General features: G+C 64.2%; 23 protein-coding genes. 12 read left to right on the top strand and 11 right to left on the bottom strand.

The window, feature by feature from the left end; genetic code table 11:
- Window positions 1-596: 596 nt before the first annotated feature.
- Entirely contained in the window at window positions 597-803 is a 207-nt protein-coding gene (locus AC1C2Q_RS09150) for a cold-shock protein (protein WP_439283423.1), read from the top strand.
- Window positions 804-872: 69 nt separating this feature from the next.
- On the opposite strand, the gene AC1C2Q_RS09145 is transcribed toward AC1C2Q_RS09150, so the two are convergent.
- Window positions 873-1,541, bottom strand: coding sequence for an HAD hydrolase-like protein (locus AC1C2Q_RS09145; RefSeq protein ID WP_495430779.1), 669 nt, complete (start codon window positions 1,539-1,541; stop codon window positions 873-875).
- Window positions 1,542-1,715: 174 nt separating this feature from the next.
- Here AC1C2Q_RS09145 and AC1C2Q_RS09140 point away from each other — a divergent pair, with 174 nt between their 5' ends.
- Entirely contained in the window at window positions 1,716-1,952 is a 237-nt protein-coding gene (locus tag AC1C2Q_RS09140; protein ID WP_495450564.1) for a response regulator, read from the top strand.
- A 6-nt stretch (window positions 1,953-1,958) separates the two neighbouring features.
- On the opposite strand, the gene nucS is transcribed toward AC1C2Q_RS09140, so the two are convergent.
- Together nucS and AC1C2Q_RS09130 are read right to left on the bottom strand one after the other, a co-directional pair.
- Window positions 1,959-2,654: an endonuclease NucS gene (gene nucS, locus AC1C2Q_RS09135; protein ID WP_495430778.1), complete on the bottom strand. Its 696-nt coding sequence runs from the start codon at window positions 2,652-2,654 to the stop codon at window positions 1,959-1,961.
- A gap of 9 nt (window positions 2,655-2,663) precedes the next feature.
- Window positions 2,664-3,896 carry an MFS transporter gene (locus AC1C2Q_RS09130; protein WP_495449852.1) on the bottom strand — a complete coding sequence of 411 codons (1,233 nt, stop codon included), beginning with the start codon at window positions 3,894-3,896 and terminating at the stop codon, window positions 2,664-2,666.
- 59 nt (window positions 3,897-3,955) lie between these two features.
- Between AC1C2Q_RS09130 and AC1C2Q_RS09125 the strand changes: the two genes are divergently transcribed.
- Entirely contained in the window at window positions 3,956-5,017 is a 1,062-nt protein-coding gene (locus AC1C2Q_RS09125) for a LacI family DNA-binding transcriptional regulator (RefSeq protein WP_495449851.1), read from the top strand.
- 3 nt (window positions 5,018-5,020) lie between these two features.
- Here AC1C2Q_RS09125 and AC1C2Q_RS09120 read toward each other — a convergent pair whose 3' ends face one another.
- Entirely contained in the window at window positions 5,021-6,529 is a 1,509-nt protein-coding gene (locus tag AC1C2Q_RS09120) for a hypothetical protein (RefSeq protein ID WP_495449850.1), read from the bottom strand.
- Window positions 6,530-6,666: 137 nt separating this feature from the next.
- Here AC1C2Q_RS09120 and AC1C2Q_RS09115 point away from each other — a divergent pair, with 137 nt between their 5' ends.
- From AC1C2Q_RS09115 to AC1C2Q_RS09085, 7 genes are read left to right on the top strand one after another with little or no spacing between them, the layout of a single operon-like run.
- Complete coding sequence (locus tag AC1C2Q_RS09115) at window positions 6,667-9,612, top strand: Na+/H+ antiporter subunit A (RefSeq protein ID WP_495449849.1); 2,946 nt, start codon at window positions 6,667-6,669, stop codon at window positions 9,610-9,612.
- Window positions 9,612-10,196 (top strand): Na(+)/H(+) antiporter subunit C, encoded by a 585-nt coding sequence (locus tag AC1C2Q_RS09110; RefSeq protein ID WP_495449848.1) that lies wholly within the window; start codon window positions 9,612-9,614, stop codon window positions 10,194-10,196. Before AC1C2Q_RS09115 ends, AC1C2Q_RS09110 begins: the two co-directional genes overlap by 1 nt.
- Complete coding sequence (locus tag AC1C2Q_RS09105) at window positions 10,193-11,752, top strand: Na+/H+ antiporter subunit D (RefSeq protein WP_495430772.1); 1,560 nt, start codon at window positions 10,193-10,195, stop codon at window positions 11,750-11,752. The genes AC1C2Q_RS09110 and AC1C2Q_RS09105 overlap by 4 nt, the downstream gene beginning before the upstream one ends.
- Window positions 11,749-12,321: a Na+/H+ antiporter subunit E gene (locus AC1C2Q_RS09100; protein ID WP_495449847.1), complete on the top strand. Its 573-nt coding sequence runs from the start codon at window positions 11,749-11,751 to the stop codon at window positions 12,319-12,321. The genes AC1C2Q_RS09105 and AC1C2Q_RS09100 overlap by 4 nt, the downstream gene beginning before the upstream one ends.
- Window positions 12,318-12,587 carry an MrpF/PhaF family protein gene (locus AC1C2Q_RS09095; RefSeq protein ID WP_495430770.1) on the top strand — a complete coding sequence of 90 codons (270 nt, stop codon included), beginning with the start codon at window positions 12,318-12,320 and terminating at the stop codon, window positions 12,585-12,587. The genes AC1C2Q_RS09100 and AC1C2Q_RS09095 overlap by 4 nt, the downstream gene beginning before the upstream one ends.
- Window positions 12,584-12,973: a monovalent cation/H(+) antiporter subunit G gene (gene mnhG, locus AC1C2Q_RS09090; protein WP_495449846.1), complete on the top strand. Its 390-nt coding sequence runs from the start codon at window positions 12,584-12,586 to the stop codon at window positions 12,971-12,973. Before AC1C2Q_RS09095 ends, mnhG begins: the two co-directional genes overlap by 4 nt.
- Before the next feature lie 23 nt (window positions 12,974-12,996).
- Window positions 12,997-13,878 carry a DUF2510 domain-containing protein gene (locus AC1C2Q_RS09085; protein WP_495449845.1) on the top strand — a complete coding sequence of 294 codons (882 nt, stop codon included), beginning with the start codon at window positions 12,997-12,999 and terminating at the stop codon, window positions 13,876-13,878.
- 39 nt (window positions 13,879-13,917) lie between these two features.
- Here the strand turns inward: AC1C2Q_RS09085 and AC1C2Q_RS09080 are convergent, their stop codons facing one another.
- From AC1C2Q_RS09080 to AC1C2Q_RS09060, 5 genes are all read right to left on the bottom strand, one after another.
- Entirely contained in the window at window positions 13,918-14,679 is a 762-nt protein-coding gene (locus tag AC1C2Q_RS09080) for an alpha/beta fold hydrolase (RefSeq protein ID WP_495430767.1), read from the bottom strand.
- 100 nt (window positions 14,680-14,779) lie between these two features.
- Window positions 14,780-15,562, bottom strand: a complete 783-nt coding sequence (ehuA, locus tag AC1C2Q_RS09075) for an ectoine/hydroxyectoine ABC transporter ATP-binding protein EhuA (RefSeq protein ID WP_495450563.1) — start codon at window positions 15,560-15,562, stop codon at window positions 14,780-14,782.
- 16 nt (window positions 15,563-15,578) lie between these two features.
- On the bottom strand, window positions 15,579-16,244 hold the full coding sequence (ehuD, locus tag AC1C2Q_RS09070) for an ectoine/hydroxyectoine ABC transporter permease subunit EhuD (protein WP_495430766.1): 666 nt from the start codon (window positions 16,242-16,244) through the stop codon (window positions 15,579-15,581).
- The gene (locus AC1C2Q_RS09065) at window positions 16,241-16,975 is read right to left on the bottom strand and encodes an amino acid ABC transporter permease (protein WP_495430765.1); all 735 of its coding nucleotides are present in this window, start codon (window positions 16,973-16,975) and stop codon (window positions 16,241-16,243) included. Before AC1C2Q_RS09065 ends, ehuD begins: the two co-directional genes overlap by 4 nt.
- A 10-nt stretch (window positions 16,976-16,985) precedes the next feature.
- Window positions 16,986-17,876 carry a transporter substrate-binding domain-containing protein gene (locus AC1C2Q_RS09060; protein ID WP_495449844.1) on the bottom strand — a complete coding sequence of 297 codons (891 nt, stop codon included), beginning with the start codon at window positions 17,874-17,876 and terminating at the stop codon, window positions 16,986-16,988.
- A gap of 237 nt (window positions 17,877-18,113) precedes the next feature.
- On the opposite strand from AC1C2Q_RS09060, the gene AC1C2Q_RS09055 reads away from it, so the two are divergent.
- Window positions 18,114-18,875 (top strand): GntR family transcriptional regulator, encoded by a 762-nt coding sequence (locus AC1C2Q_RS09055; protein WP_495449843.1) that lies wholly within the window; start codon window positions 18,114-18,116, stop codon window positions 18,873-18,875.
- Between the two features lie 92 nt (window positions 18,876-18,967).
- Here the strand turns inward: AC1C2Q_RS09055 and AC1C2Q_RS09050 are convergent, their stop codons facing one another.
- Window positions 18,968-19,825 (bottom strand): SDR family NAD(P)-dependent oxidoreductase, encoded by an 858-nt coding sequence (locus AC1C2Q_RS09050; protein WP_495449842.1) that lies wholly within the window; start codon window positions 19,823-19,825, stop codon window positions 18,968-18,970.
- Window positions 19,826-19,934: 109 nt separating this feature from the next.
- On the opposite strand from AC1C2Q_RS09050, the gene AC1C2Q_RS09045 reads away from it, so the two are divergent.
- Entirely contained in the window at window positions 19,935-20,534 is a 600-nt protein-coding gene (locus AC1C2Q_RS09045; protein WP_495449841.1) for a TetR/AcrR family transcriptional regulator, read from the top strand.
- 15 nt (window positions 20,535-20,549) lie between these two features.
- Here the strand turns inward: AC1C2Q_RS09045 and AC1C2Q_RS09040 are convergent, their stop codons facing one another.
- A complete protein-coding gene (locus AC1C2Q_RS09040; protein WP_495449840.1) occupies window positions 20,550-23,198 on the bottom strand; it encodes a penicillin acylase family protein in 2,649 nt (882 codons plus the stop codon).
- Window positions 23,199-23,374 lie beyond the last annotated feature (176 nt).

Genomic DNA, 23,374 nt, shown 5'->3' with positions numbered 1-23,374 from the left:
TGAGGCGCCGGATCAAGATCCGTGCTGTGCGTCCCATCTCTTCCCGAAACCTGCGATCCCTGCGGGATCATTCCCCAACCTCGACCGAACTCAACTCCCCGAGAACTTCGTGGACGAGTCGCACATCCTCCCCGAATGTGAAGGTGCATGCGTACGGGGTGTGATCGTCACCGTCGCCCCAGACGACGGTAAGGCTGTCCCCAGAGTCTGACGATCCACGCATGCTATTGGGCCCCTCAAATGGGCCAGTCCCCAATGGTCTACTCGGGGGGCCGCTATCGGGTTATCTTCCCACGTTTTTTCGAATTTGTCCCCCAAATGGGGGACAAGAATTACCTTTTGCATATAGGGTGTTTTCTGACGCACCCTCCGGTCGTCTTTGGCCCTCATCGCTCCCCCCGCGGTGAGGGCCGTCCTCTTTTATGCGGGCGTGCGACTCGACGGCAGCGGCAATCGTTGGCGCGATTCCACGAAGTACCGCTCGTGCAACATTTGGATTACCTTCTTGCCCGGGCTGTTCCACGTGGTGGCTGCCCCGATAATGTGGGCATCGTCGGGGCATCCGGCCTCGACGACATCCAGCAGAACGGCAGTACATGAGTACCCAAGGCACGGTTAAGTGGTTCAACTCGGAGAAGGGCTTCGGCTTTATCTCCCCCGATGACGGCGGCGCTGACGTCTTCGCGCACTATTCCGCCATTGAAGCAAGCGGCTACCGCTCACTCGACGAGAACCAGCGCGTCGAGTTCGAGGTGGCGCAGGGCCCCAAGGGCCTGCAAGCCGAGAACATTCACCCCATCTGAGGGCGATAACACCGCACTCCCCGCTCCGGCGCGCGTCACCTCGTGCGCCGGCGGGGAGTGTTGTGTTTTCTACGGGAGCAGCAGCGCCTGCAAAGCCTTCGCGTCACCGGCGCGGAACGCGGCCGGTTCGCCCTCCGACGAATCACCGAATCCCCATTCGGCGAAGATGACGGGGATGCCGAACTCGACGGCGCCCTCGACATCGTGATGACGATCGCCGATGAGCACCGGATTCGACGTGTCGACGCCCGCAGCCTGCAGGCGTTCGAGTGCCCAGCCGACGACGTCGGATTTGCTGTCGCTGCGTCCGATGGTGCCACTACGTGCGCCAGAGATCGCCGTGAAAAGGTCCGCCAGGTCATTGTGTTCGAGGATCGCCCGCACCTGGTTCTCGGGCTTCGTGCTCGCGGTCGCCTGGGGGATGCCGGCCGCCGCGACGGCGCGGATCACATCAGGGACACCGGGGTAGATGTCGACCGAGTCTGCGTATCCATCACGTGCGGCGAGTTCGCGGTAGCGATGGAGCGCGTCATCGGCCTGCTCTGGGCTCAGACCCGCCAGGATCTGGAAAGACTCGTACATCGGCGGACCGACCCAGCGTGACAGCGCAGTGGGATCCGGTGCCGGTAGGTCGAAGGATGCGAGCACCTCGAGGAGACGAGGGAAGATACCGGGCGTGGCGTCAGCGATGGTGCCGTCGACATCCCACAGCACGCAGGAGTAAGGGGAGTGGGGCATGCTTCCAGCCTAGGCGCGGCTGGTAGGTGAGCCCGCCCGCGGTCCTGCCCACTTTTTCTGCACCGATTTGATCTCACGGCGGCTATCCACGGAACGTGTCTTCAGCGCCGATGGCTGTCGAATCTTCGTGACAATCTGAACAACCAGGGAGACAATGGAGGTGTGTTCGTGTCAATGGATGTGGTGACGATACTCGCGAGTCTCGCGACGATTCTCGTCGCACTCTTCGGCGGGTTCGCGTGGATGATTCGCCGAATGGACGCCGGATTCGCCACTCATGACGTGCGGGTGGATGCACGATTCGACCGCGTCGAGGACCGACTGGGCCGTGTCGAGCAGGAGCTGACAGAGGTGAAGATAGCGATCGCGCGCCTGGAAGGTCCCGCGCCGCGCCTCGTCACGACTCGCTGACCGCGCTCAGAACAGGCGCGGTACTCCGGACTCGATGCCCTTCATCTCGTCGTAGTCGAGCACGAGGCAGCGGATGCCGCGGTCCTCGGCCAGCACGCGCGCCTGTGGCTTGATCTCTTGGGCGGCGAAGACGCCCTGCACCGGTGCCAGGTGCGGATCGCGCCCGAGGAGTTCGAGGTAACGGGTGAGCTGCTCGACACCGTCGATGTCGCCGCGCCGCTTGATCTCCACCGCGATGGCTGCGCCGTTCGCATCCCGCACCATCAGGTCGACCGGACCGATCGCCGTCGGAAACTCGCGGCGCACCAGCGTTGCACCCTCGCTGATCAGTTCGACCTGCTCGGCGAGCAACCTCTGAAGGTCGGCTTCGACGCCATCCTTCTGCAGCCCGGGGTCGATACCGAGTTCATGAGCGGAGTCGTGCAGCACCTCGTAGATCTGAACGCGCAGCGCATCGCCGGTCTTCTTGTGCGTCACGCGCCACACCTCGATGACGCCGGCGCTGCTCTCTCCCTCGCCCGGTTCCTCGGTGGTGAGGGTGCAGGGAGGGCTCATCCAGTTCAGCGGCTTGTAACTGCCGCCATCGGAGTGCACAAGCAGGCTGCCGTCGCCCTTGTGCACGAGCAGACGCGTGGCGAGAGGGAGGTGGGCGTTGAGCCGCCCGGTGTAATCCACGGAGCAGCGGGCAATGACGAGACGCACCCGAAGAGCCTAACCGGCGTTCGACTTCTTCTGCGCCGTTTCCTTCAATGGGCGGGCAGCGCCCGAGAACAGCCCGGATGCCACAACAAGCACGACCAGGATGAACAGCGTGTTCAGCAGTCCGATGTGTTCGCTGATCAGACCCAGAATCGGTGGACCGCCGAGGAATGCGACGTAGCCGATCGTGGCCGCCGCGCTTACGCGTGCAGCAGCCTTTTCCGGTTCATCCGCTGCCGCTGACATGCCGAGGGGGAATCCGAGTGAGGCGCCGACGCCCCAGAGTGCCGCGCCCACGAAGACGAGGGGGAGGGTCGGCGCGAGGATGAACAGAAGGATGCCGCCGGCCGCCGCAATCGCAAGAACGCGAAGCACGAGTACGCGGCCGAATGTATCGACCAGAGGGCCGCCGAAGATCCGCACGGCCGTCATGCACACCGAGAAGACAGTGAGTGCCGCGGCGCCCATCGCCGTGCCGCCGCCGTGATCTTCGGCCGTGCCGAGCGCGAGCCAGTCGTTCGCACCGCCCTCAGCGAAGGCCATGCCGAGCATCACGACGCCGAGCGCGTAGGTGCGAGGTTCGCGCCAGGCAGACATCGCCACGTGCATCCGATCGCGCCAGTGCGGCTTCTCCCCTGGCTCCGCGGGGTCGAGGGTGGCCTCACGGTTCGGCACGCTAGCGATGCAGACGAATGCACTGGCGAAGATGATCGCAGCGACGACGATTGTGTGTGTGGCGACGCCGATGTGCCAGGTCGTTGCCGCCCATCCGGCACCAGCGCCGATGACGGTGCCGAAGCTGAAGAACGCATGGAACAGCGGCAGGATCGTCTTACCAGCCTCCTGCTCGATGGCCGTGGCTTCGACGTTCATCATGACGTCGAGGCATCCATTACCGAACCCGAACAGGGCGAGACCGATGATGACGACCGGGAACGACGCGAGCACGGTCGTGCCGATACCGATCAGGACGAGGCCGACCGAGAGCGTGATCATCAGCGCCAGCATCCCTCGGCGCGCGCCGGTGCGTGCCATGACGGCGGGGCTCGTCGAGATGCCGAGGATCGAGGCGATCCCCATGCCCAGCAACAGCAAGCCGATCTGAGCGTTGTCGATGTCGAGCGCGAGCTTGATGTCGGGTACGCGCGAGGCCCACGTGGCGATCGAGACGCCGCTGGCGAGGAAGATCGCGAAGATTGCGTTGCGCCAGCGCAGGTACTGCGAGCGGGTGAGGGCGAAGTCCATTCACAGAGCGTATCGAATCGATTCGATCTGCGGTAACAGAATCGGGTTATCCTCGGAAGATGACCGCCGCTTCCGCGCCTCGCCGCGCGACCATCGCAGATGTGGCACGCGAGGCGGGTGTGTCGACCTCAACGGCCTCGGTCGTGTTCAGCGGAAAGACGAAGGTCTCAGATGTCACTCGGGAGCGGGTGCTTGCCGCAGCGGCCGAGCTGGGCTATGCCGGTCCTGACCCGCGGGCCGCGTCGCTGCGCACCGGGCGCAGCGGCATCGTCGCTGTCGTGCTTGAGGGCCAGCTGCGTGCAGCCTTCCTCGACCCGGTTGCCATCGCGATGATGGATGGGCTCACCGACGGTCTTGCATCGCTCGGAGCAGGTGTGCTGCTGCTGCGTGATGATCCGGAAGATGATGAGAGTTCGGCGCTGGCGACCGCACCGGTGGATGCTGTCGTGTTGATTGGATGCTCCGGGCGAACTCGCGCGTCGCTGGATCTCGTGCGGAGCCGAGGGCTGCCGGTTGTCGTTATCGAAGGTGATGCGGGGGAGGGGATCCCACGCATCACGCTGGACAACCGTGAGGCGATCGCTGAACTCGCCCGGTATGTGCAGAGCCTCGGGCACGAACGAGTCGCGACCGTGACGCTGCCGCTCGACAGCGATCGCGTGCGCGGGCCGATCAGCTCGGATCAGTGGGAGCGTGCAACCGTCGACGTCACACTGGACCGCTTTGCCGGTGTGCGGGACGTCTTTCCCGATGTGCGGGCACTCTCGGCTGGCGGCAGCTCGATCGACGAAGGTGTGATCGCCGGGCGTGCGCTGCTCGCCGACCCCGACACCCGGCCGACCGCGGTGCTCGCACAGAGCGATCTGCTTGCGGCCGGTGTGATTCGCGCGGCGGAAGAACTGGGGCTGCGCGTGCCAGCGGATCTGAGCGTGGCAGGATTCGACGGCATCCGTGTCGACGGCATCGGCGAGCACGTTCTGACCACGATGGTGCAGCCGGCCGTGGAGAAGGGGCGTGCGGCGGGGGAGCAGGTCGCGCGGATGCTCAGGGGCGAGGCCGCGTCATCGCTGCACTACACCTCTCGCTTCCGGGCCGGCACGACCACAGCGGCTCCGCGCTGAGGGTCAGGAGCGCGGCGGGCCCAGCGGCAGCGCGTCCGGCGTGAAGTCGTAGATCGTGTACTGACCGCAGTCGATCACATCGTTCGGCAACGCGTTCGTGCCCAGCTCCCAATCAACGCTCTGCGCATCCTCGATCAGGAAGGTCACCTCGCCCACCTCGAAGTCCGTGCGATTGACGAGCCACGCGTACGCGTTCAGTTGATGGTCGACCTGCACGAGCTGCGAGGGATCATCGAGGTGCAGCTTCGGAAGCCGCACGGTCCAGAACTGTCCGGCACCGGTCTGCCCTGATGCGCTCACCCAGTCATTCACACAGACCAGATCGTCGTTCGGATGCTGTGCCGCAACTGCCAAGCGCGGAACGCTGAGCGCACCACCGAGGAGGATCACGGTGCCGAGGACCGCGGTGATCACGGTCGCCGTGCGCCGCGGCATCCGCACTGCTCTCGGTGAAGCGACCAATCCGAGTATCGGCGCGAAGGCCACCGGCCCCAGGTAGCGAGCGGCGTGGGTGCCGAGCGCCATCGCCCCGACCGCCACGAGTACCGGAAGAAGCCAAGCGGAGGCGGCGACGAGGCGGGAGCCGGCGCTCTGGGCGCGCAGCGTCCCTCGTATCGCGAACATCAGCAGCGCCAGCAGCAAGAGCGTGCCGATCACGCCGAGTGGGGTGGACAGGCGCTCTGCGAGCAGGTTGCCGTAGTACTGCACAGACTCGGGCCAGAGCGCCGGCTGGGCGTACTCAGCGCCGCTTTTGGAGATCCATGCCGAAAGGGGAATGCGACCGAGGAAACCCACGATGCTGCCACCGATGAGCCAGCCGAGAAGGGTGAGCGCGCGCTGCCGAGACGCCGCATAGACAGCGGTGATGCCGAGCATGATGCTCAGGGGAACCGTTGCCCATGCGACATAGAGAGGGTTGGAGAGCACCGATGCAGCCGCTAAGACGGCTAGCCATACGGGAAGCGCTCGGCTCGCGACAGGGCGATCGAAGGCGCGCCGCACGATGCCGACACTCAGCACCACCGCGATCACGGTTGCCGAGTAATAGGTCGTCATAACCAGCGTTGACGCGAGCTCTAAAGACTCGCGCGAGCTCGTGGTCTCCGTGACGGCGATCAGGCAGAAGGCAGCCACCGCGATGACAGACCAGGCGACAGGGGCGTATCCGCTGCGTCGGCGCCCTGCGGCCAGACGCACGGCACCGTAGAGCGCCACCAGATTCACCACCGCGTTGATGGCCAGCACGGCGTTGACGTCGAGCGAAAGCAGGCGCCCCAGCATCCAAAGCACGCCGAAGATGATGGCTTCGGGCAGAAACAGCACACTCGACATCGCCCAGTCGAAACTCTCACCGTCAGAGATCGACCGCACCAGCATTGCGACGGCCAGCGAATCGCCGTCGCGGAAAATCAACTCCGACCGCGCGGTCGATGCAATCTGCGCCACCGTCGCGGCGGCGATGAGCGTCGCCGCGAACCAACCGCTGATCTCTCGAGTCCACGTGCGCCGCATCCCACCACTCTTTCATGTCGGCCGAGGGCGGAAGCGCGAAGCCCATGTGGGGACGGCACGCGATCACGCCAGGTAAACTGTGAAAAACCCCCGCCCGCCTGAGCCGCAAGGCCGACGAGCTATTTGAGGAGCCGCCGATGCTAGTGCTCCTCGCTGCGTTCCTTCTCGGGGCTCTCCTTCTTCCCGTGTTGGTCCATTGGCTTGGGGCGCAAGCATTTGCGATCGCGGCTCTCATTCCTGCTGCGGCATTCGTCCATGCGCTGGTCATGACGCCGCAGGTGCTGGCCGCCGATCCGGCACCGTTCGAGACAATCGAGTGGATCCCGCAGCTGGGGCTGAATCTCTCCATGCACATGGATGTGCTGGGCTGGGTGCTGACACTCATCGTCACCGGCGTCGGCGCCCTCGTGCTGCTCTATTGCCGCTGGTACTTCTTCGACGACTCCACCGACCTCGGTCAGTTCGCCGGGGTTCTGCTCGGTTTCGCCGGCGCAATGTACGGCCTGGTGCTCACCGACGACCTCGTCATGCTCGTGATGTTCTGGGAAGTCACCAGCATCCTCTCCTACCTGCTCATCGGTCACTACCGCCGCCGCGCCGCCAGCCGTCGTGCAGCACTGCAGGCACTGCTGGTGACCACACTCGGCGGACTGGTTATGTTCGTCGGCGTCGTACTGCTGGTGGTCGATACGGGAACATCGAGCATCACCGAGATGCTCGAGCTCGCTCCGACCGGCCCCGTCGTCACCGCTGCGATTGTGATGCTGCTTGTCGGTGCGCTGAGTAAGTCGGCGATTTTCCCGTTCCACTTCTGGCTCCCAGGAGCAATGGCCGCCCCCACGCCGGTCAGCGCATATTTGCATGCGGCGGCCATGGTCAAGGCCGGCATCTATCTCATCGCTCGGTTCGCCCCGATCTTCGCGCTGTCTGATCCATGGCGACCGATCGTCGTCTCGCTCGGCGTCTTCACGATGCTGCTCGGCGGGATCCAGGCGCTGCGGGAGACTGACCTCAAGCGCATCCTCGCGTTCGGCACGGTGAGCCAGCTCGGATTCTTCACTGTCGTGGTCGGCTACGGCACCCAGGCGACCGCACTCGCCGGTCTCGCGCTTGTTATCGGTCACGCCCTGTTCAAGTCGGCGCTGTTCCTCATCGTCGGAGTCATCGACCGTCAGCTCTCCACTCGAGATATCAACGAACTCTCCGGCGTCGGTAGACAGGCGCCGGTGATGGCGACGGTCGCCTTCATCTCGGTGGCCTCGATGGCTGGCATCGCGCCGACCATCGGGTTCGTCGCCAAAGAATCGGCGCTGACCGGTCTTCTGGACGATGCATTGGGTGGCTCGGCGTGGGCGCTGGTTGCCCTGATCGGCGTGATTCTGGGATCTATGCTCACCGCGGCATATGGGGTGCGGTTCCTGTGGGGAGCGTTCTGGAAGAAGCGCGACAAGCAGGGCGCGTACGAGCCAGACACTGTTTGGCCCGACCCTCCGGTCGGCTTTCTCTCGGCACCAATCGTCCTCGGCGGGCTCACGCTGGCGGCCGGTATCGGTGCTCCGGCGGTCGACGTCGCGCTGCACGGATACGCCGTCACGGCGGCACCGGGGCTGGATGCCGCAGGCCAGGCAGTCGAGGGGCCTGGCCACCTCGCTCTCTGGCACGGATTCGAACCGGCGCTGGGCATCTCGGTGCTCTCGGTGCTGCTCGGCGTCGGCCTGTTCCTGCTTACCCGCCGCACCGGCTGGGACCGCAAGACGCGGCTATTGAAGTTCACGGCCGCCGACGTGTACGCCCTGATCATGCGCGGCGTCGACCGCCTCTCAGTCGTCACCACGACACTCACCCAGCGAGGCTCGCTGCCTGTCTATGTCGGCACGATCTTCGTGGTGTTCGTCGCCGCTGAGACGACGGCACTCCTCGCCAGCGACTTCGATCGCCTGAATCTGTCGGCCTGGCACACTCCGACGCAGATCGCCGTCGCGCCGATCATGGCGATCGCCGCTGTCGTCGCTGTACGAGCGCGTAAGCGCTATACCGGAGTAGTGCTGGTCTCCGTCACCGGGCTCGGCATGGTTGCGTTGTTCGCGACGAGTGGCGCTCCTGACCTCGCCCTCACCCAGATCCTCGTTGAGACGGTCACTATGGTGACCTTTGCGCTGGTGCTGCGCCGGTTGCCGTCACGCATGGGCGAGCACAACGCCTCGGTGTCTCGCATTCCGCGTGCAGTCCTCGCCATTGGAGTCGGTGTCACGATGGCCTTCATCGCGGTCACTGCGACGCAGGCGCGCATCGCCGACCCAATCTCACTCTCCTTCCCCGAACTTGCGTATGAGCTCGGCCACGGCAAGAACGTCGTCAACGTCGCGCTGGTCGACCTGCGTGGCTGGGACACCATGGGCGAGCTTTCCGTGCTGGTGCTCGCCGCGACAGGCGTGGCATCCCTCGTATTCGTCACCCACCGCGCCGACATGCTCTCCCAACGACCTTCGTTGCCGAAGCGAATCAGACGCAAAGCGCGGATCGCGCCGCTCGTCGAGACGACCGAGGGTATCCGCTTCCAGACTGCCGAGAACCGCAGCAACCCGCGCGCCTGGCTCGTCGGCGGCCAACAGATGAATCCCGAGAACCGGTCGATTCTGCTGGAAGTGATCGTACGCATCCTGTTCCACACGATCATCGTGGTCTCGATCTATCTATTGTTCGCTGGTCACAACAGCCCTGGTGGTGGCTTCGCGGGTGGCCTGGTCGCCGGCATGGCCCTCGTGATGCGATACATCGCCGGCGGACGATGGGAGCTTGGTGCTGCCGCACCGGCGGATGCCGGTCGCCTGCTGGGTGCCGGACTCATCCTTGCCGTCGGCGCCGCAGTGCTGCCACTGTTCTTCGGCCTTGCCCCGCTGACGAGCTCGTTCTGGGAATGGGAGATTCCAGGTATCGGACACATGGAGTTCGTCACCTCCACGATTTTCGACATCGGCGTTTACCTCGTCGTCATCGGGCTCGTGCTCGATGTGCTGCGCAGCCTCGGCGCCGAGGTAGACAGGCAGGCGCAGGAAATGCGCGTGCGGGGGGTGAGCGTCTGATGGATGTCTCGCTCACACTCATCCTCGTCATGGCAGTGCTCTTCGCCGCCGGCGTATACGCGATGCTCGAGCGCAGCCTGACGCGCGTGCTGATTGGTTTCCTGCTGCTGGGCAACGCCACAAACTTGCTGCTGCTCATCGTGATGGGCGTGCCAGGCAATGCTCCGTTCTACGGTGAGACTGACGTCAGCGACCCGCTGCCGCAGGCGCTCACGCTCACAGCGATCGTGATCACATTCGCTGTCTCGGCATTCCTGCTGGCATTGATCTATCGCTCCTGGCAGTTGGGTCAGGCCGACACCGTCGAAGACGACGAGGCCGATATCGCACTGCGCGAGCGCACCGACGAAGACGAAGACGTCATGGATGACGAGGACTTCGCCGAAGACGAAGAAGCCACGACCGACTTCGTCAATGTACGCACGTCTCCGATCACAGTGCTGCAGATGCGCGATCACCCCTCGATTCAGAACGACGCGCCTGTGGACAGGGTGTGGAGCCCGCCGGACACCACCGACGCCGCACCCGAAGACGCCGCACCCGAAGACGCAGCATCCGACGAAGAAGGGGAGGATCGCACGTGACCGCGCTCGTTCCTCTTCTGGTCGCACTCCCGCTGCTGGGCGCGGCAATCACCCTCGTGTTCGGGCGCAGCCCGCGCCTCCAGGTGTTCGTCAGCGTTGCGACCCTCGCTGCCGTCGCAGTGATCGCTGCAGTGCTGCTGATCGCGGTCGACGGCGGCTCTCCCCTGGCCGTGTCTGTCGGCGGATGGCCGGTGCCGTTCGGCATCGTGCTCTACGTCGATCGGCTTGCAGCCCTGCTGGTGCTGATCTCGAGCATCGTGCTGCTCGCGGTGCTGTTCTTCTCCATCGGTCAGGGCGCCGCAGACGGCACGGACGAGACACCGATTTCGATCTTCAACCCGTCGTATCTGATCCTCGCCGCTGGCATCTTCAACGCCTTCATCGCGGGTGATCTGTTCAATCTCTACGTCGGCTTCGAGATTCTGCTCGTCGCGTCATATGTGCTGATCACGCTCGGCAGCACCGAGTCGCGCATCCGTACCGGTGCGGTCTACATCGTCGTTTCACTGGTCTCGTCGATCATCTTCCTCGCGGCGATCGCGATGATCTACGGCGCCCTCGGCACCGTGAACATGGCGCAGATCGCCGAGCGGATGGTCGAGCTGCCGCAGGAGACCCAACTCGTGCTGCACCTGATGCTCCTCGTGGCATTCGGTATCAAGGCGGCCATCTTCCCGGTGTCGTTCTGGTTGCCCGACTCCTACCCGACAGCTCCTGCGCCTGTTACGGCCGTCTTCGCCGGCCTGCTGACGAAGGTCGGCGTCTACGCGTTGATCCGCACGGAGACGCAGCTGTTCGCCGAGAACGACATCAACACGCTGCTGCTGATCGTCGCACTGGCGACGATGATCATCGGCGTACTGGGTGCGGTGGCGCAGGCCGAGCTGAAACGAATTCTCTCGTTCACGCTGGTGAGCCACGTCGGATATATGATTTTCGGCCTCGCCATAGCGACGCCTGCGGCCGTCGGTGCGACGGTGTACTACATCGTGCACCACATCGTCGTGCAGACGACTCTGTTCCTTGCCGTCGGCCTCATCGAGCGCAGAGCAGGCAGCACGTCGATTCTGCGTGTGAACGGACTACTGAAGGCGGCACCGCTGCTCGCGGTGCTGTACTTCGTTCCCGCCATCAACCTCGGTGGTCTGCCACCATTCTCAGGGTTCATCGGCAAGTTCGCGCTCTTCGAGGCCGCGGCATCCGTTGGCACTCCGCTCATGATCGTGTTGATCTTCGGTGGCATCGTGACCTCGCTGCTTACCCTGTACGCGCTGATGCGCGCATGGAATCTCGCGTTCTGGCGCGAGGAGGCGGACTCGACGGAGACCGATGCTGACAACCGCATCTCGTACCTCGACAGCGCTCCCGCAGCTGACGAGCAGAAGGAGCGTCGCAGGATCCCGAGGATCATGACGGTCGCCACCGGCGGCATGGTCGGTGTCACATTGCTGTTGACGATCTTCGCCGGCCCTCTCTACGCATTGTGCGACCGCATTGGCGCATCGCTGCTGCAACCCGTGAGCCTGGTCCAGCTGGAAGAGGAGGTGGCACCGTGAGTCCCGATGGACGACGCCATGTGCTGCATGACGTGTGGCTGCAGCTGCCGTTCCTCGCCTGGCTCGTGGTGCTGTGGATGCTGCTGTGGAACCAGTTCACGGTACTGTCGCTGGTCAGCGGGCTCGTTGTCGCCGTCTTCGTCACCCGCGTTTTCCGGCTGCCGACCATCGAGCTGTCCGGCCGTATCAACCTCTGGTACGCGGCGCTGTTCCTCGTCCAGTTCCTGTTCGCGGTGTTGATGGGGGCGGTCTCGGTCACGATTCAAGTCTTCAACTTCCGCCGTCAACCAGGGGCGGCGATCATCGGTGTGCCGTTGAAGTACGCGGATGACCTGATCATGACGCACGTCTCGGTCACTTCGTCACTGATCCCTGGTTCGCTCGTGGTCGAGACAGACCGTGATCGACGCATCCTGTACCTGCACATCATCGGCGTCCGCACCCGTGCCGACGCCGACGCGCAGCGTGAAGGCATTCTGCGCTGGGAGAAGAGAATCGTCCGCGCACTGGGCAGTCCGGCGCAGTACCGTGCGCTGAAGGCAGACGAGCGTGCAGGAGGTGCGCGATGAACATCCTGCTGACACTGATCGCGGTGGTATTCGCCCTCGCGGCGATCCTGGCCGTGTTCCGAATCATCCGCGGGCCGTCGATCCTTGACCGCGCTGTGGCATCCGATGTGCTCCTCACCGAGGTCATGTGCGTGCTGGGCGCCGAGATGGCGATCAACGGGCATACCCGCAGCATTCCGGTGCTGCTCATCATCGCCGCCGTCGGCGTGTTCGGCTCGATTTCGGTCGCCCGCTATGTGGCGCGAAGGGACAACACGACATCATGAACGTGCTCGGTTTTGAAATTCCGGATCCCTTCATCGACACTGCGGTGCTGGTGCTGATCCTGATGGCTGCCGTGTTGTGCCTGTCGGCGTCGGTCGGTCTGCTGCACTTCCGCGACGTGCCCTCCAGACTTCACGCCGCGACCAAGCCGCAGGTGCTCGGTGTCATGCTGGTCTGCCTGGCGGTCGCGCTCTCGCAGCGCTCGGTGGGAGGGATTCTCCTCGGGCTCGCACTGGTGGCGCCCGTTGTGATGATGCAGTTCGCGACCGCTCCGCTATCGGCTCACATCGTCGGCCGTCAGGCGTACCGCAACGGCACCACCGAGGAGCGTCGGCTGGTCGTCGATGATCTTGCGGACTCGAAGCAGACCCCGCCCGGCGCGGGCTGAGCCCCGGATCACTCGGGGGAGATATGAGCGCACAGCCGGGCTGGTACGACGCGGGAATTCCAGGGCGAGAGCGCTGGTGGAACGGCTCTCAGTGGACGGCGCATGAGCGCGGGATCGCAATGGTGCCGGCAGTTCCCATTCAGCAGGTCGTGCAGCAGCAGCCTTATTCGTATGCGCAATCGCAGTATGCGGTGGCTGCGCAGCTCCCGCATATGGGCTGGTATCCGGTGGTTGGCACACCGGATGTGCGCTGGTGGGATGGCACCGGATGGACGCCATATCGCATCCGTGACGGCAAACCTCGCCCCGATGCATTAGCCATTGAGCCCGCGAGCACGGGCATCACGCTCGGCATCATGTTCATCGTGCTCGGGATGATGCAGCTCGGCATTTACAGCTGGTCGAGCACTTCGAACATGACCATCCTCCCAGTGCTGACACTGTCGGCAGGCGCGATCTGGCTCATTGGCGGCATTCAGAGCAGCCGGCTCCGCAAGCTCCCGGTTCCACAGGGGACGGCTGTTTTTGATCCGTCTGCGCGGCCTCTGCCCGGCGAAGTCGAGGGGATTGGCGCCGGCTGGTATCCGGTCGCGGGTCAGGTGACTCGTTGGTGGACGGGCGCGCGCTGGAGCTGGTACATCGGGCAGAAGTTCGGTGTGCGTCCTGGGCATGCAGGTCCGCGTGGCTATCGTGTCTCGATGATCATGGGGTGGATTCTCGCCGGGTTCGGCGTGCTGGCTGTGCTGCTGGGCATCGCGCTGATCGGCGAGTTGGGAGCCATCTGGGGCGTCGCCATCATCATTTTCGGTGTGTTCATGGCGCTGATGGGCGGCCTCGTGCTGCTGCTGATCCACTCCCGCCGCTACACGATGATTCTGCCGACAGAGGCACCTCCGCTGCGGTGAGGTCGGGTGCCGGGCCGTTCGGTATGAACAGCAACCCGCTCAGAGGCGGTCAGCGAAGCCCGCGATGAGCCCAGCGGCGAGCCCGGCGTCGCTGATCAGTGTGCCGTGGCCGTGGTCAGGGATGGTGCGCAGCTCGGCACCAGGGATCATGTCGATGATCTCCTTGCACCAGACTTCCGGCGCAAGCGGATCGTGCTCTCCGCGCAGCACGAGCGTCGGGCAGTGCACCTTCGCGAAGGCCTTCTCCGGCTCGTGCACGATCGTTGCGCGCATCTTGCGAATGAGGTGGGGCCCGCCGCGCAGGTACTCCCGTGCTCCGCGCCAGATCACGGTCGGTCGCTCGCCGATGAGATCGCGCAGCAGATACGACGCCTGGGCGCGGATGTTGCGTGACGCACTGTTCACCGTGGGGCCGGCGAGTACGAGACCTGCCACCAGATCTGGATGCCGCGCGGCCAGCTCCGCAGCGATCTGGCTGCCCATCGAATGCCCGATGATCACGGCATCCTTGACGGCGACCGAACGCAGGTATGCCGCGACGAAATCGGCATGCCGCTCCATCGTGAGCGTGCGGGTCGGCTCTGGCGCCTCGCCGAATCCCGGCAGGTCGAGGCCGATGATGCGGCCAGGCAACTTCTCGATCAGGTCGAGGTAGACGCTGCGCCCCATGCCGATGCCGTGCAGCAGTACGAAGGGCCGTCGACCGACGCCGAACGACTCCGCCACGAGAGTGGCTCCGCCGTGGACGAACTCGACAATGGATGCCGCAGACCCCTGTGGGGCGAGAAGACGAGATGGCACGGCTCGAGCCTATAGCGACTCGCGGGCCGCACACCTGATCGCGGCCCGCACACCGGAGTGCGTGCCGACCGACGGAATGCAGCCCGACCGGCGTCCCGGCTCAGAGCACCGCGGATAGGAAGTCACGCGTGCGCTGTTCCTGCGGATCGCTGAAGATCTGCTCCGGCGCACCCTCTTCGACGATGCGTCCGCTGTCGAACATCAGCACGCGGTTCGAGACGTCCCTGGCAAACTGCATCTCGTGCGTCACGATCAACATCGTCACATCGGTATCGCGGGCGATGTCGCGGAGGATGTTCAGCACTTCGCCGACCACCTCGGGATCGAGGGCGCTGGTCACCTCGTCGAGCAGAAGAATCTCCGGCTCCATCGCCAGCGCACGTGCGATCGCGACGCGCTGCTGCTGACCACCGGAGAGCTGAGTGGGATGCGCGTTCTCCTTGTCGGGCAGACCGACCTTCTCCAGCAGCGCGCGTGCCTTCGTCAGGGCTTCCTTCTTCGACATCCCGAGCACGTGCACTGGGGCCTCGATGATGTTCTCGATCACCGTCATGTTCGGGAACAGGTTGAACTGCTGGAACACCATCCCGATGCGCTTGCGCATCTCGTTCTTGTGCTTCTCCTTTAACTCGACGCGGCGCCCATCCTTTTCATAGTGCGTGAGCGGGTTGCCGTCGATGAAGATATAGCCGGCGTTCGCCTCCTCGAGCGTCATCACCAGGCGCAGGATCGTCGTCTTACCCGAGCCGCTGGGGCCGATCAGAGTCACACGATCCCCGCGACGCACCGTGAAGTCGAGGTCGTGCAGCACCACGTGGTCGCCGAAGCGCTTCTCGACTTTGTCGAAGCGGATGGCGGGCACATCGCCGTTGCTGAGCGTGATTGCGCCGGTGTGGCTATCAAGCGGTGGTGTATTCAAGACGTTTCTCCAATCGCCTGGTCAACAGCGAGCTGAGGAAGCTCACGACCAGGTAGATGAGTCCGGCGAGGATGATCGCCTCGACGTAGCGGAAGTTCTTCCCGCCGTAGAGCTGCGCCGTACGCACGAGCTCGGTGACAGTGATGACCATAAGGAACGGAGTGTCCTTGAACATCGAGATGACGTAGTTGCCCAGCGCCGGCAGTGTCGAGCGCAGCGCTTGCGGGATGATCACTGCGGTCCAGGTGCGTGCACGCGACATAGACAGCGCGGTCGAGGCCTCCCACTGACCTGGCGGCACCGCATCGATACCGGCACGGTAGACCTCCGCCATGTAGGTCGCGTAGTGGATGCCGATGATGATGGTGCCGAGAACCAGTGGCGGCACCGCCGTGAACACGTAGTACGCGAACAGCAGTTGCACGACGAGCGGAGTCATCCGCACGAAGTTCATCAGCAGTGTGATGATGGCCGCGACCGGGCGTGGCGTCGTGCGACGCCCCAGCGCGATCACGAGCCCGAGAACGGCGGCGATGACGCTGCCGATAATCGTCACGAGAAGTGTGACGGTGAGGAAGCTCCACAGTAAATCGGGTAGCACGGCGAATGCGTGGTCCCAGCTCCAAAAACTCTTGTCTTCGTTCATCCGGCGGTACCCGCCCCCTTCATATCCGGGATCGGGGTGGTGGTGGCGGTGTCACGCCACCTCCCGCCGTAACCGAGGCGGTGCTTTGCGCGGGTCTCAAGCGCGTTCATACCCAGCGTGAGCGCGTATGCGATCGCGAAGTAGATGAGCAGCCCCAGTGTGTAGGCGAAGAACACGTCGGTCTGCACGCGCAGGCGATTCAGCTCTGCGGTGAGGTCAACGATCGTGATCAGGTAGACGACTGCGGTGCCCTTCATCAGCTGGATCAGCAGGTTATTGAGCGAGGGGATCATCAACGCCCATGCCTGCGGGAAGATCACTCGCCACATGCGATGGGTGCGTGACAGGCTGAGCGCGGTCGTTGCCTCCCACTGTCCGGCCGGCACAGCATTGATCGATCCGCGCACGACCTCGGCTCCGTAGGCCCCGTAGTTCATTCCGAGGGCGAGGATGCCGGTGAGCACAGCGGGCATCTCGATATTGAATGGTGGCAGCGGCAACACGAAGAAGAAGAAGAACAGCTGCACCAGCAGCGATGTGCCGCGGAACAGTTCGATGATGATGCGAGCGGTACCGCGCAACAGGATGTTGTCGAATCGCGCCAGCAGGCCGAGCCCGATGGCGGCAACGAACGCCAGGAGGGCGCCGCCGGCAGTCAACTGCAGGGTCACGAGGACTCCGTCGATGATCTGCGGCAGCGCCCGCCAGAGCGCTTCGAAATTCTCAGTCACTGGACGCGGATCAGCCCAGGTCGCCGGAGCAGAGCTGCTCGGTGGTCAGATCTGCCGGGGGCAGGTTCTCGGCGGTGAATCCGAACGGCTCGACCAGGTCGAGGTAGGTGCCTTCATCGGCGGTGATCTTGGCCAGCTCGGCGTTGTACGCCTCGAGCAGGTCGGTGTCGTCCTGGCGGAACACGGTGGCGCCGGCGCCGATCTGCTCGACTCCGTCGATCTCCTGCACGAACGCCTCAGTCGTCTCGACGTCGTCCATGTCTTCCGTCATCCAGTTCAGCGAGACGGCGGTGAGCGCGAAGGCATCCGCTCGTCCGGCCTGAACAACTTCGATGCCAGCCTGTGCACTGTCGACCTGCACGGTGCCTGCGATCCCGAGGTCTGTCGCGTAGCCCTCTTCGATCGCACCCGACTGCACGGCGAGCGTGACGTCGCCCGCGGCGGCGACGGAGTCGAGGTCGCTGAGATCCTTCGGATTGCCCTTGGGCACAACGAGCGTGGTGGTGTACATGATCTCGGGGTCGCTAAATGCTGCCTCTTCACAGCGGTCGGGGAGAATCGACATGCCGGCGCTGACGACGTCCCAGCGTCCTGCGTTGAGGCCGGGGATCAGAGAGTTCCAGTCGACCTCTTCGATTTCGATGTTGTCGATGCCGAGGTTCTTGAAGATCTGCTCGTGCATGGCGATCGTGGCGCCGGTGGGCTCGCCACCTTCGACCCACGAATAAGGCTGCTCGGACGCGATCGCGAGCGTGATCGTGCCCTCTTCCTGAGCCTTCTCGAGCGTGGTCATGTCGTCAGCGCCGGCATCGCCGCCCGATGCGCATCCGGCAAGAAGACCGATGCTTAGGGCCCCGATCGCTGCTGTGGCTATGCCGATTCGTGTCGTTCTCTTGGTCATGATGTCCTCGCGTTCCGTATGGGTTCCGTATCCGGGCGCTCCGCACGGGCGCCTTTGACCGTGCCCCAGACTATGGAATCTGTCGAGAGATGTACAGTCAGACGCGCAGATTGTCGACACGTATACAAAAACGTGATCATGCGGCAGACTGAGAAACCGGCGTCGACTTCGCTTCTCGGCGCGGAAGATCGACAATGAGATGTTCGCGGTTTCGCGCGACGGCCTGAAGGGATGCATATGGCTTCACACACCCCTCGTGCGGTATCTCCGATATCGATGGTGCGCGTCGCGCGACCGTCGACCGTAGACCTCATCACCGCCGAGTTGCGCAAGGCCATCTTCACCGGCGCTCTGCCAGTCGGCAGCCCGATCGGCGAGGTCGAAATGTCGTCACAGCTGGGCGTGAGCCGCAGCCCGCTGCGGGAGTCGACGCAGCGGCTCGTACAGGAGGGACTGCTCACGGCGTCCCCTGGGCGCGGCATGCGCGTGAGCGTCATCGGACCCGAGCATGTTGCCGATGTCTACGACGCGCGCCTGGCCATTGAAGGACAGGCCGTCAGACTCATCGTGAAGGTCGGGGCCGCATCGGTCATCCAGAATCTCGAGCGCGCCTACGCCGACCTTGTTGAGGCCAGCGAAGGGACGGATGCTCGAACCATCGGCGATGCCGACATCGAGTTCCACCGCCTGCTGGTTGACTCCGCCGGCAGCCGCAGGCTGTCGCATTACATGGCGACGCTCGCAATCGAGACGCGCATCGCCAGCTTCAGCGACCCGAACGGATACACCGTGCGTCGCTCCGTGTCCGAGACCTATCGAGAACTGCTTGACGCGCTCGCCGCTGGCGATGCCTTGACGGCGTTCTCGGCGCTTGCGCGCCAGTTTGCCGAGGCGATCGCTCGGTTGACCGGCCGAGACGAGGATGTCGAGACGGTTGAGACACCTGCCGACGAGGAGCCGCCTGCGATCGGTCCGATCGAGTTCGTTGAAGAGGTCTGACGAGGCGGCAAGTTCTGCGGCTCGCTCGTGGATGAGAAGCCGCAGAACTTGCAATCGCCCGCCGAAGTCGGCGGAGACTGACGTCTCGAGGCTCAGGCGACCACTTTGGGGCGCGCAACGGCGTGCTCCGCGGCGCGGCTGACCTGCTCCCAAGAAGACCAGGTCTCCGTGCGCTGCCGCGAGATGTCGTGTGCCAGGTCGTAGACCATGCTGCCGAGCAGGAGGCGCAGCGGCGGATCATCGCTTTCAACGAGCGTGAGCAGAGCGTCGGCGGCGAGATGAGGGTCGCTGTCGATTGAGCCCTCCGCCCAGTGTCGTTCGAGTTCGGCACGCAGCGGAGCGTATGCCTCGGATGGCGACGTCGAGACCATGCTGGAGTAGAGGTCGGTCCAGTACCCGCCAGGCTGCACGATCGTGACGTTGATCCCGAAGGATGCCGCTTCCGCAGCCAGCGCCTCGCTCATGCCCTCCAGCGCGAACTTGCTCGCGCTGTACATTCCTGTGGTCGCGAAGCCGCCCAGTGCGGCGATGCTCGAGATCTGCAGCAGGTGGCCTGATTTCTGCTGTCGCAGATAGGGCATCACTGCCTGGCTGACCCACAGTGCGCCGAATAGATTGACCTCGAACTGTGCTCGAGCCTGCGCCTCGGTGAACTCCTCGACCATGCCCATGGAGATGTTGCCAGCGTTGTTCACGACGACGTCGAGCCGGCCGAAATGTGCGATCGCGGCCGCTACCGCGCGTTCGACGGCTGTCTTGTCGGTGATGTCGACGGCCAGTGCGAGGATGCGATCGTAGTGGCGCTCTTCGAAGACATCGAGGCTTGCTGTGCGTGCGACGGCCACGACGCGGTCGCCTCGTTCGAGCGCGGATCCTGCAAGTGCGCGACCCAAGCCACGGCTTGCGCCGGTGATGAACCAGGTGCGAGGTGTGGTGGGTGACTGTCGCATGGAGACTCCAATGGTAAGACGAGACGTTGCGTCTCGTGAAAGCAGGATAGCAGTAATTCGAACCTCCCGCAACACGCAACGTCTCGTCTCGTTTTGTTAGGCTGAGTGCATGTCGAATCCTGATCCCGCGAGGCGGAACGAGAAATCACGTCGCGCCGTACTCACCGCGACCTTCGATCTCCTCCAGGAAATGCCGTACGCCCGCCTCACCATCGAGGCGATCGCCACGCGCGCGGGAGTGGGTAAGCAGACGATCTATCGGTGGTGGCCGTCGAAGGCTGCGGTGCTCTTCGATGCCTTTCTGCTCCTCAGCGAAGGAGATGAGGGGACTCCACCGGAGTTGCCGGACACCGGAGACCTCCGCGCCGATCTTGCACTTGTTCTGCGCGCGACCGTGGTCGAGTTGAACGAACCACGTCTCGCTGAGCCGATGCGTGCTCTGGCGACCGAGGTCGCGCATGACGCTGCGTTGGCAGCGGCATACCATGATCGGCTCGACCGCCCATTGCGAAAGGCCAAGCAGCAGCGACTGCGCAGCGCCCAGAGGAGCGGCGAGCTGGCCGAGGACCTCGATCTCGATGTCGCCGTCGATCTTCTCTGGGGCCCGGTGCTCAGTCGCTGGCTTCAGCGCAGCGGTCCTCTGTCCAACGAGTGGGTCGAACGACTTCTGGACACTGCGCTCGAAGGGATGCGGCCCCGCGGCGTCTGAGGCCGCTGTGGCGCATCACCCCTTCGGTGACAGCACCAGGGTGTCGACGGTCGCCTCGTCGACGGCATCCGCACTGAACGCCCATGGCGTCTGGATGCCGGCCGCCCAGTTCTCGGTCTGATCGACGTAGTTCGGGTGGAATGCGTGACCGGATGCCCCGGTCAGGTTGTTCCACGTCGAGGCGTCGAAGTCTGCCAGATCGACCACCATGCGCATCGAGGGCACTGTGGTCGTCGCATAGGACTCGCCGAGTTCCCAACCCGTGGCATTTACGACTGATGGTCCACCACTGACCGGGTACGGTCCGCGGTTGAACAGTGCTTCGATCGGTGCGATGCCGGAAGAGCCGAGCGTGTCGCTGGTCAGCGTGATCGCATGCAGGCTGCCCCAGTTCCATCGATCGATGACGTTGCCCTGGAGTGAGACGAGCTCGTCATATGCATCCTCAGCGGAGAGCGCGAGCATCTCCTCCATGGTGGTGACGCCAATGCTCTCGTTGATCCAGAGGGGATCGGCGGGGTTGTCCAGCAGGTCGGAGACGACGGTGAACAGGCGGGCTTGGCCACCGTGCGGCAGCGGCTGCTCACGATTCGCGAACAGGTTCATCACCAGGTTCGACCACAGCACGTTCGCGTATGCGGCGCCAGGGGAGGCCCCGTTGTTCTGGGCATCCCAAGTGCGCAAGAGCGCGACTGCTGCTTGGGGACCCTTGCCAGACACCTCGACGTCACCCATCGCGGTGGCCAGCTTCTTGCCGACCCACATCTCGTTGTCGAACTGGATGTCGCGCATGTCCTTCGCGGTGAGCGGCGCGAGCGCGGCGCGGCGCTCGATCATGTGCACGATACGTGCCGCGCGATAGCCATAGTCCCAGTCGCGAGAGAGGAAGTGGGCGTAGTCGTCTGTGACGATCGCGTTGTTCGCGGTGACGATGAAGCCGGAAGGTGGGTTGTACGAGGAGGGGAGCTCTTCGAACTCGATAAACCCGGTCCAGTCATAAGCGCTGTCCCAGCCCGGCTGCGGCAGCCAACCGTCACCGGCGCCGCGGATCGGAAGGCGGCCAGGAGCCTGATAGCCGATGTTGCCCTCGACATCGGCGTAGATGAGGTTCTGCGCCGGCACATCGAACAGGGATGCCGCAAGCCGGAAGTCATCGAAGTTCTGGGCCGTGTCCAGCGCGAAGATCGCGGCTGCGGCGGTTCCGGCATCCAGCGCGGTCCAGCGCAGGCTCACGGCATACTCGCCCGACAGGGCGCCGGCGGCATCCGTCTCACCATGCGCGAGCGCGTTGCCGTCTGCCATCACCAGGCCCTCGGCGACACCTGTGAAGTCGTCGGTGAGCCCGGAGATGATCGGACCGTGCACGGTGGATCGAATCGTCAGGTCAATGTCGTCGCCGCCTGCGACCTTGACCGTCTCCTCGCGCACATCCAGTGGAACGAGGGCGCCGTCGCGCCAATACTGGTCGCCATCGACCTTCTCGATGTAGAGGTCCGCGACGTCGGTGGTGAGGTTTGTGAAGCCCCACGCGACCTGGCTGTTGTGCCCGATCACGACGCCGGGGAGTCCGGAGAAAGAGAATCCGCCCACATCGAACGAGCATTCGTCGCTCACCTCGGAGCATCGCAGCTGCACCTGGTGCCAGACGGAGGGGAGGGCGGCGCCGAGGTGCGGGTCGTTCGCGAGCAGAGGCATCCCGCTCTCGGTGAGCTCACCAGAAACAACCCAGGAGTTCGAGCCGATGCCCTCGCCGACGTCGCCGAGCAGCAGGCTAGTGGCTTCGATGACGCTGCCTGCCTCTTCCCAGGCGACCGTGGTCACAGCCGACTGTGCCTCGTCTTCGCTGCCCAGGTTGAAGGATGCGGGTGCGGAATCTGTCTCGCCTTCCTGCGTCGGAACTGTTGAGATTGTGGGGACGATGACCGGGTTCTGATCGAACGGATACGCAGGGTAGAGCTGCTCGAGCAAGGCCATGCTGTCGGCGGGGGCTGCGTCATCTCCGACCTCGGCAACCAGCAGAGCTCGCTCGGTCTCATCCTCCAGGTTGGTGCGCAGATCCCAGGCCATCGCCTTCAGCCATGCCACCGAATCTGCGGGTTCCCAGGGTTCTACTTCGTAGTCGGGATTCTGTATTCCAAGAACGGCATATTCCAGTGAGAGCTCCGCACCGTCGGTCTCGGCGAGGTACGCATTCACTCCCTCGGCGTATGCGTCGTAGTAGGCGCGGGTTGTTTCATCCAGTGCTTCTACTTCTTGCTCGGCGACATCGTGCCAGCCGAGCGTGCGCAAGAACATGTCGGTTCCGGCCTGCGATTCGCCGAACATCTCGGCGACCCGACCGGATGTGACGTGCCGGCGGAAGTCCATCTCGAAGAAACGGTCCTGCGCGTGCACGAAGCCCTGCGCGTAGAACAGGTCGTGCGAGGAATCGGCGGTGATCGTCGGCACGCCCAGCGCATCGCGCTGCACCGTGACCTGTGCCTGAAGGCCGTCGAGCTCGATGTCCCCAGAGGCCTGCGGGAAAGAGCGCTGGATCGTCCAGACCACAAAGAACGAGACCGCAACAGCGATGACGATGAGCCCGGCGATAACGCCGAATGCGATGCGTCCGATCTTCGGGCCGAGGGGTGCGCGCGCGACTGCGGTCTCGATGGGTTCCGTCATCATTGAAGTAGTTCTCCCCAGGTCATCGGCAGGACGCGGTGTTATCGGTCCCTTGCGTGCGTTCGGGGCGCGCGCATTCGAAGCCTAGCCGGGCGCATGCGTTTCAGTGCGAGCCGTGCCTTTGTGGCGGGAGAAGGAGTCTGTGTTGCAGATGTCGGAGCCTGTTACAGATGACG

It is taken from the genome of Microbacterium sp. Y356 (genome assembly GCF_059445355.1).
Note: the sequence above shows the minus strand (reverse complement) of the source record. Positions and strands in the feature narration are given on the sequence as shown.

What these genes read in the sequence shown, in the direction of transcription:
- AC1C2Q_RS09055 (WP_495449843.1), top strand. Translation starts at nt 18,114, where the DNA reads ATGGCTTCACACACCCCTCGTGCGGTATCTCCGATATCGATGGTGCGC.
- AC1C2Q_RS09040 (WP_495449840.1), bottom strand. Translation starts at nt 23,198, where the DNA reads ATGACGGAACCCATCGAGACCGCAGTCGCGCGCGCACCCCTCGGCCCG.
- AC1C2Q_RS09150 (WP_439283423.1), top strand. Translation starts at nt 597, where the DNA reads ATGAGTACCCAAGGCACGGTTAAGTGGTTCAACTCGGAGAAGGGCTTC.
- ehuD (WP_495430766.1), bottom strand. Translation starts at nt 16,244, where the DNA reads ATGAACGAAGACAAGAGTTTTTGGAGCTGGGACCACGCATTCGCCGTG.
- AC1C2Q_RS09045 (WP_495449841.1), top strand. Translation starts at nt 19,935, where the DNA reads ATGTCGAATCCTGATCCCGCGAGGCGGAACGAGAAATCACGTCGCGCC.
- AC1C2Q_RS09140 (WP_495450564.1), top strand. Translation starts at nt 1,716, where the DNA reads ATGGATGTGGTGACGATACTCGCGAGTCTCGCGACGATTCTCGTCGCA.
- AC1C2Q_RS09085 (WP_495449845.1), top strand. Translation starts at nt 12,997, where the DNA reads ATGAGCGCACAGCCGGGCTGGTACGACGCGGGAATTCCAGGGCGAGAG.
- AC1C2Q_RS09120 (WP_495449850.1), bottom strand. Translation starts at nt 6,529, where the DNA reads ATGCGGCGCACGTGGACTCGAGAGATCAGCGGTTGGTTCGCGGCGACG.
- AC1C2Q_RS09095 (WP_495430770.1), top strand. Translation starts at nt 12,318, where the DNA reads ATGAACATCCTGCTGACACTGATCGCGGTGGTATTCGCCCTCGCGGCG.
- AC1C2Q_RS09060 (WP_495449844.1), bottom strand. Translation starts at nt 17,876, where the DNA reads ATGACCAAGAGAACGACACGAATCGGCATAGCCACAGCAGCGATCGGG.
- AC1C2Q_RS09115 (WP_495449849.1), top strand. Translation starts at nt 6,667, where the DNA reads ATGCTAGTGCTCCTCGCTGCGTTCCTTCTCGGGGCTCTCCTTCTTCCC.
- AC1C2Q_RS09050 (WP_495449842.1), bottom strand. Translation starts at nt 19,825, where the DNA reads ATGCGACAGTCACCCACCACACCTCGCACCTGGTTCATCACCGGCGCA.
- AC1C2Q_RS09125 (WP_495449851.1), top strand. Translation starts at nt 3,956, where the DNA reads ATGACCGCCGCTTCCGCGCCTCGCCGCGCGACCATCGCAGATGTGGCA.
- AC1C2Q_RS09130 (WP_495449852.1), bottom strand. Translation starts at nt 3,896, where the DNA reads ATGGACTTCGCCCTCACCCGCTCGCAGTACCTGCGCTGGCGCAACGCA.
- AC1C2Q_RS09110 (WP_495449848.1), top strand. Translation starts at nt 9,612, where the DNA reads ATGGATGTCTCGCTCACACTCATCCTCGTCATGGCAGTGCTCTTCGCC.
- AC1C2Q_RS09145 (WP_495430779.1), bottom strand. Translation starts at nt 1,541, where the DNA reads ATGCCCCACTCCCCTTACTCCTGCGTGCTGTGGGATGTCGACGGCACC.
- mnhG (WP_495449846.1), top strand. Translation starts at nt 12,584, where the DNA reads ATGAACGTGCTCGGTTTTGAAATTCCGGATCCCTTCATCGACACTGCG.